This is a genomic window from Streptomyces sp. ATLC9, assembly GCF_057196705.1.
In genome coordinates, this window is the sequence record NZ_JBXUOY010000267.1 from 1 (window position 1) to 6,943 (window position 6,943).

Sequence of the window (6,943 nt, forward strand, 5' to 3'; positions counted from 1 at the left end):
GGCGCAGGGCGCCGGCGGCCGCTGCCGGGCCGTCCACGGCGACGGCGTCCGCGGCCGGGCCGAGAGCGGCGGCGACGGGCACCTCGAAACCGGGGGTCACGGTGAGGAGCTCGGCGGCCGGGCCGAGCAGTCCGGTCAGTTCGCCGCCGGCGCCGAGCAGGGCGCCGGTGCCGTCCCTGCGGCGCAGCCCCAGGGCCAGGGCGTCACGGCGGGCGGCGGTCGCCGCGCGTTCCCGCTCCGCGGCCGACAGTGCCTCTCGGGCCACGCTCAGCTCCGCATCGGCCTCGGCCAGTTCCCGTCCGGCCGCCTCGTGGCCCTCGGCCAGCTCGGCGTCGTCCGCGTCCAGCCCGTCCACCTCGGCCCGCAGCGCCTCGTACTCCTCCCGGGCCGCCGCCGCGCGCTCGGCCGCCTCGTCACGGGCGGTGGCCAGCCGGTCGATCTCGGCCTGCGCCGAGGCGGCGCGGCCACGGGCGGCGGTGACCCGGCCGTGCAGCCGGGCCAGCCCCTCGCGGCGGTCGGCGATGGCGCGGGCGGCGTCCTTCAGCCGCCGCTCCTCGTCCGCCAGGGCACGCTCCAGTTCGGCGCGATGGGCGACGGTGTCCTCCAGCGCCCGGCTCGCCGCCTCGAGCGCGGCCGTCAGCTCCGCCTCCTGCTCGCGGACCCGGGCCGCCTCGCGCTCCATGTCCTCCGGGTCGCGTCCCCGGCGCTCCTCGACGGGCTCGGCGGACGCACTGCGGACCCGGGCGTCGGCCAGACTCACCGTGCCGCGCACCCGCTCGGCGAGCTGCGACAGCTCGTACCAGGTCTGCTGCGCCTGCTCCAGCCGCGGCGACAACTCCCTGACCTGCTGCTCCAGCGCGGCCTCCCGCCGCAGCACCTCTGCGAGGCAGGCCTCCACCGCCTCCTTCCGCTCCTTGAGCGCCGCCTCGTCGGCGAGTTCGGCCTTCAGCGCCGCGCGCAGGGCCACCAGGTCATCAGCCAGCAGCCGCAGCCGGGCGTCGCGCAGATCGGCCTGGATCACCGCCGCCCGGCGCGCGACGGCCGCCTGCCGTCCCAGCGGCTTGAGCTGGCGGCGCAGTTCGTCGGTGAGATCCTGGACGCGGGCGAGGTTGGCCTGCATCGCGTCCAGTTTCCGCAGCGCCTTCTCCTTGCGCCTGCGGTGCTTGAGGACGCCGGCGGCCTCCTCGATGAAGGCCCGGCGGCCGGCCGGATCCGCGTGCAGGACGGAGTCGAGCCGGCCCTGGCCGACGATGACGTGCATCTCGCGGCCGATGCCGGAGTCGGACAGCAGTTCCTGGATGTCCAGCAGCCGGCAGGTGTCGCCGTTGATCTGGTATTCGCTGCCGCCGTTGCGGAACATGATCCGCGTGATGGTGACCTCGGTGTACTCGATGGGCAGGGCGCCGTCGGAGTTGTCGATGGTCAGGGAGACCTCGGCCCGGCCGAGCGGGGGGCGGCCGGAAGGGCCCGCCGTCCCCGCGAAGATGACGTCCTCCATCTTGCCGCCCCGCAGCGACTTGGCGCCCTGCTCACCCATCACCCACGACAGGGCGTCCACGACGTTGGACTTGCCGGAGCCGTTGGGACCCACCACGCAGGTGATGCCCGGCTCGAAGCGCAGCGTCGTGGCCGAGGCGAAGGACTTGAACCCGCGCAGGGTCAGGCTCTTGAGGTGCACGTATCCGGACTTTACCCCCAGGTGTCGGTTCCGCGGCCGAAGCGAGTTTCACCGCTGAACGGGTGGGGCACATCACACGGTAGGCGCCACACCCCCGGCCGGAAACGACGAAGGGACGCCGAAGCGTCCCTTGCAGTTTTCTCCAGCGGCTTGGCGCTGCGTTCCCCGGACCGGGAGGTCAGGTGAGCGCAGGCTCAGCCTTGGATACGTCGATGCTCTCCAGCAACGAGTCGCCGTGCCGTGCAGCGGCGGCCGACAGCGCGTCGTTCTCCGCCTGAATCCGTACCAGCTCGGATTCCAGGTCCTGAACACGCTGCTGCAGCCGTCGCATCTCGGCGAGGACTCGGGGGTCGGAACCGCCGACGTAACCGAGAAGCGCCTTTGCCATGATGGATGGTCCTCCACACTGAATGACCGACCGGAACGGTGGTGGATCATGAGGGATTCGTACCCGCGATCGCCGTTCGGCCTTCATTCCCAAGGCAGAACTGCTGCGATGCGCGGGGCTTCCAGAGTCTCACCAAAACTTTTGACGGTCAACACGATCACGCCGCGCACCCCGGCGGCCTTGACTCGACGGCACTCAATCTGCCGGAGGGCTCGCGGGGTTCCTCGGGGGTGACGCTGGCCGCAGCCTTGCACGTCACGGGGGGAAAGGCAACCTCTTTGGATCATCGGATCGCAAAGCCCTCGTAGCCCCCGCGCGGTGGCCCCCAGATCTCGGTCACGCCTTCGACCCGGCCCGGCGTATCACCCGTTCGGAGCCATCTCAGCAGCAGCTCGCAACGATCGCGCGGCCCTTCGGCGACCACCTGGACCCGGCCGTCGCCGAGGTTGAGCGCGAAGCCCGCCAGGCCGCCGATCCGCAGCGCGCTGGCCCGGGTGAACCAGCGGAAACCGACCCCCTGCACCCGTCCGCGCACCCAGGCCGTCATCCGCACGGTCTCCCCGGCCACGTCCTCACCGGCGCTCTGTTTCCTCGTGCTCATGGGCGCACGCTATCCGGGCTCGCACCGCTCCTGCGCGCCCCTGCCCTCTCCCGCCTCCCGTGTTTCCGCCGCCCACCCCTCCGCCCCGTATGGATGCCGTACAGTCACGCCGCAACGGGACTCACTCTTTCGAGTGACAAAAGTGACGCCGATCACGTGAGGACTGCAGCAGATGGGACGCCACCGCCGCGCCGAACCGGTTCCAGCTCCGGCCCCCGTCGCCTCCGACCGCCACGCGGCGGGCGGACGCCACCGCGGCCCGCACCGCAAGCGGAGTGCCGCCCCCGTCCGCACCGGCCTCCTCGGAGCCTCGGCCGCGATGGCGGTGGGTGCCGTGGCGGTGGCCTCGGGACTGCTGCCCGGCCCGAACGGCGACTACACCGTCGGCGGGTTCGCCTCCCCCTCCGGGGTGGCACCGGACGGCCTGCGGACCCAGGGCACGACGACACCGGCTCCGGACGCCCGCGGGGAGGATCCCACCCCCGGCCGCGGCGACGGCCGTACCGCTTCCCCCGGCGCCGAGCCCTCGCGCGGCCGGGCCACGGAGAAGCCGGAGACCGCCCCGTCGGAGAAACCGGCCGAGCCCACCCCGTCGCGCGGTGATACGCCTCCGGCCGAGGAGGGCGGCGTCCTCCGCGAGCCTTCCGGCACCCCCGGCGAACCCTCCGCCTCCTCCCTCAAGCCCGCGGCGCCCGGCCTCCCCTCCCCCGACGAGGAGACGGCCGCCGAAGCGGAGGTGCTGAGGCTGGTCAACCTGGAACGCGCCGAGGCCGGTTGCCGGCCGGTCACCGCCGATCCCGAACTGGCCGAGTTGGCCAAGGAGTTCAGTCAGGACATGGCCGCCCGGGATTTCTTCTCCCACACCGGCCCCGACGGCGACACCCCCTGGGACCGCGCCGAGGCGGCGGGCATCGGCAATCTCGGCGGCGAGAACATAGCCCGCGGCCAGGCCGACGCCCGCTCGGTGATGGACGCCTGGATGGACAGCCCCGGTCACCGCGCCAACATCCTCAACTGCGACTACCGGACCCTGGGGGTGGGCGCGCACTTCGCCGAGGGCGGCCCCTGGTGGACGCAGAACTTCGGCTTCTGAACGGCTTCACCAGGGTGCCCCGCCGTCCCGTCCGGGCGGCGGGCGGTGTTCAGCGCGCCGGGCGGGGCGGGCGCTGGCAGCGTGGGCAGAAGTAGCTGGAGCGGTTCATCCAGGGACTGCGCCGCATCGGGGCGGCGCAGCGGCGGCAGGGCAGGCCCTCCCGGCCGTAGGCGTCCAGGGAGCGTTCGAAGTAGCCCGACTCCCCGTTGACGTTGACGTAGAGGCTGTCGAAGCTGGTGCCGCCGACGGCGAGGGCCGCGTTCATCACGTCGCGGACGTGGCCGAGGAGTTCAGCGGTGCGCGGGCGGGTGAGGGTGGCGGTGGGGCGGTCGTAGTGCAGCCGGGAGCGCCACAGCGCCTCGTCCGCGTAGATGTTGCCGACCCCGCTGATCAGGGACTGGTCGAGCAGGGCCCGCTTGAGCGTGCTGCGGCGGCGGCGCAGGGCGGCGTGGAATGCCTCCTCGTCGAAGGCCGGGTCCAGCGGGTCGCGGGCGATGTGGGCCATGACGTCGGGCAGGCCGTCCTCCGTGGTGGCGTGCAGCGACAGCCCGCCGAAGGTGCGCTGATCGACGAAGCGCAGCTCGGTGCCCGCGTCGTCGGCGAAGCGGACGCGGACCCGCAGGTGCTTCTCGTCCGGGGCGTCCTGCGGCTGGACGAGAAGCTGCCCGCTCATGCCGAGATGTGCCAGGACGCACTGGCCGGTGCCCTCCAGCGGCAGCCACAGGTACTTGCCCCGGCGCAGGGGCATGCCGACGCGCGCCCCGCGCAGCCGGCCGGTGAAGTCGTCCGCTCCGGCGAGGTGACGGCGGATCGCTCGCGGGTGGAGCACCTCGGCCCCGGCGATGGTGCGGCCGCCGACCCAGCGCTCGATTCCGCGCCGGACGACCTCGACCTCGGGCAGCTCTGGCAACGACGGCTCCTCGTCGACGGGGATCCCGCGTCAGCGGGAGGCGGTGTGCGTGTGTGCGGGGGACCGCGGGTCACTGGTGGAACGCCGCGCCCACCCGTCCGGATTCCGGGCGGGTGGGCGGAAGACGCGGGGCGGGTGCCGGGCCGGTCAGGAGACCTTCTCGGCGGTCTGGCCCTCCCGCTGGTCAGCGGCGGCCCGGATGGCGCGCCAGGCGGCCTCCGCCGCCTGCTGCTCGGCCTCCTTCTTGCTGCGGCCGGTGCCGGTGCCGTACGCGACACCACCGACGCGGGCGGCAGCCGTGAAGGTCTTCTCGTGGTCGGGGCCGGTCTCGGTGACCAGGTACTCCGGGACTCCCAGTCCCTCGGCCGCGGTCAGCTCCTGGAGGCTGGTCTTCCAGTCCAGCCCGGCACCGAGGTTGGAGGACTCCTCGATCAGGGGGTCGAAGAGGCGGTGCACCAGCTCACTGGCCGCCTCCAGCCCCCGGTCGAGGTAGACCGCGCCGATCACCGCTTCCAGGGTGTCGGCGAGGATCGACGCCTTGTCCCGGCCGCCGGTGCCCTCCTCGCCCCGGCCGAGCCGGATGAAGGCGCCCAGGTCGAGACCGCGGGCGACCCCGGCCAGCGCTCGGGAGTTGACCACCGCCGCGCGCAGCTTGGCGAGCTGCCCCTCGGGCAGGTCCGGGTGGGTGCGGTAGAGGGTGTCGGTGACCACCAGGCCCAGCACGGAGTCCCCCAGGAACTCCAGGCGCTCGTTGGTGGGCAGTCCGCCGTTCTCGTACGCGTAGCTGCGGTGCGTCAGTGCACGCGTCAGAAGGGCGGACTCGAGCTGGTACCCGAGCCGCCCTTCCAGAAGCGTGTGGGACGAGGCCGCCGCGTCCACCAGACCCGCCCTCCGCGCCGATTCACCCCCGTCGTCGCGGGGGAGGTCTCCGGGCGTAGTGGCGTCTGACATGGAGCCCGTCACCAGCCGATCAGACCTCGAGGACCTGGCGGCGGTTGTAGGTGCCGCAGTTCGGGCAGGCGATGTGCTGCTGACGGGGCTCCTGGCAGCGCTCGCACTTCACCAGGGTCGGGACCGCAGCCTTCCACTGCGACCGGCGGTGGCGCGTGTTGCTGCGCGACATCTTCCGCTTCGGAACAGCCACGGCTATTTCTCCTGTGGATCGTCCCCGCCAGTGCGGGGTGCGTTGTCTTCGTCCATCCCGCCGTCCCGCATGGAGCCGGCGAGTCCTTCGAGAGCCGCCCACCGGATGTCGACGGCCTCGTTGTGGTCGTGCCCGGGGTCGTCCGCGAGCCGCGCCCCGCAACGGGGGCAGAGTCCGGGACAGTCCTCCTGGCACACCGGCTGCAGCGGCAGCGACAGCACCACCGCGTCACGCAGCACGGGCTCGAGGTCGAGCAGGTCTCCCTCGAGTTGGAACGTCTCCTCGTCCTCGGCGTCGTCGCCGGTGTCCGCGAAGCGGCTCCGGTCGTCGGCGTCGGGGTAGGAGAACATCTCCTGGAAATCCGCTTCGCACTCCTGCTCCAGCGGCTCCAGACACCTTACGCACTCCCCCTTCAGCCGCGCACGGGCGGTGCCCGTGACGAGCACCCCTTCCATGACCGACTCCAGGCGGAGGTCGAGCTCCATGGGCGAGCCCTCCGGCACCCCGATGACCTCGATACCGAGATCCCCGGGAGCCGGGACCGTCCGGGAGAACTCCTTGAGCGCACCCGGACGCCGCCCCAGCTCGCGCGTGTCCAGCACGAGGGGGGAACGGTGATCGAGGGGGGCGTTCAGGGCTTCCTGCTTTCTGCGGTCTGACACCGGCTGGCTCCGATTCCTGCGTTCTGGGCAGCCGAACGTCGCGGGCGGACCACGACCGAATGGCCAGGATACTGGACCGGCCGCCCCGGACCCAATCCAGTCCGGCCGGACGCGATCCGGGCCGGCGGGACGCCGGTCCGGCGGGGCTATCGGCCCTGCTCGTACTGTCGCAGCTGCTCCATGTCGATCATGCTGGTGTCGAAGAAGCTGGTCTCGTCGAGCGCCGCGGGCTGCTGTGCCTGCTGCGGCTGGTACGCGGGCTGCTGCGGGGACTGCTCCTGATAGGCGTACGGATCCTGCGGCTGCGGCTGCCCGTACTCCTGCGGATAGCCCTCCTGCGGGTAGCCGTAACCGCCCTGCTGTGCCTGCTGCGGCTGGTACGCGGGCTGCTGCGGGGACTGCTCCTGATAGGCGTACGGATCCTGCGGCTGCGGCTGCCCGTACTCCTGCGGATAGCCCTCCTGCGG

General features: G+C 72.6%; 8 protein-coding genes and 1 pseudogene. 1 reads left to right on the forward strand and 8 read right to left on the reverse strand.

Annotated features, from left to right (window positions below; all coding sequences use genetic code 11):
• From AC2CJA_RS22000 to AC2CJA_RS22010, 3 genes are all read right to left on the reverse strand, one after another.
• The coding region (locus AC2CJA_RS22000) for a chromosome segregation SMC family protein (protein WP_484604407.1) at positions 1 to 1,678 on the reverse strand (1,678 nt) is incomplete at its 3' end.
• Positions 1,679 to 1,856: 178 nt separating this feature from the next.
• The gene (locus tag AC2CJA_RS22005; RefSeq protein WP_093662111.1) at positions 1,857 to 2,066 is read right to left on the reverse strand and encodes a hypothetical protein; all 210 of its coding nucleotides are present in this window, start codon (positions 2,064 to 2,066) and stop codon (positions 1,857 to 1,859) included.
• A 283-nt stretch (positions 2,067 to 2,349) separates the two neighbouring features.
• Positions 2,350 to 2,667: an acylphosphatase gene (locus tag AC2CJA_RS22010; protein ID WP_484604408.1), complete on the reverse strand. Its 318-nt coding sequence runs from the start codon at positions 2,665 to 2,667 to the stop codon at positions 2,350 to 2,352.
• Between the two features lie 172 nt (positions 2,668 to 2,839).
• Between AC2CJA_RS22010 and AC2CJA_RS22015 the strand changes: the two genes are divergently transcribed.
• The gene (locus AC2CJA_RS22015; RefSeq protein ID WP_484604409.1) at positions 2,840 to 3,760 is read left to right on the forward strand and encodes a CAP domain-containing protein; all 921 of its coding nucleotides are present in this window, start codon (positions 2,840 to 2,842) and stop codon (positions 3,758 to 3,760) included.
• A gap of 49 nt (positions 3,761 to 3,809) precedes the next feature.
• On the opposite strand, the gene mutM is transcribed toward AC2CJA_RS22015, so the two are convergent.
• From mutM to AC2CJA_RS22040, 5 genes and pseudogenes are all read right to left on the reverse strand, one after another.
• Complete coding sequence (mutM, locus tag AC2CJA_RS22020; RefSeq protein WP_484604410.1) at positions 3,810 to 4,670, reverse strand: bifunctional DNA-formamidopyrimidine glycosylase/DNA-(apurinic or apyrimidinic site) lyase; 861 nt, start codon at positions 4,668 to 4,670, stop codon at positions 3,810 to 3,812.
• 147 nt (positions 4,671 to 4,817) lie between these two features.
• Positions 4,818 to 5,621, reverse strand: coding sequence for a ribonuclease III (gene rnc, locus AC2CJA_RS22025; protein WP_484604411.1), 804 nt, complete (start codon positions 5,619 to 5,621; stop codon positions 4,818 to 4,820).
• A gap of 19 nt (positions 5,622 to 5,640) precedes the next feature.
• On the reverse strand, positions 5,641 to 5,814 hold the full coding sequence (gene rpmF, locus AC2CJA_RS22030) for a 50S ribosomal protein L32 (RefSeq protein ID WP_031508259.1): 174 nt from the start codon (positions 5,812 to 5,814) through the stop codon (positions 5,641 to 5,643).
• A gap of 2 nt (positions 5,815 to 5,816) precedes the next feature.
• Positions 5,817 to 6,476 carry a YceD family protein gene (locus tag AC2CJA_RS22035; protein WP_484604412.1) on the reverse strand — a complete coding sequence of 220 codons (660 nt, stop codon included), beginning with the start codon at positions 6,474 to 6,476 and terminating at the stop codon, positions 5,817 to 5,819.
• Positions 6,477 to 6,622: 146 nt separating this feature from the next.
• A pseudogene (locus AC2CJA_RS22040) lies at positions 6,623 to 6,943 on the reverse strand (cell division initiation protein); the annotation flags it as partial.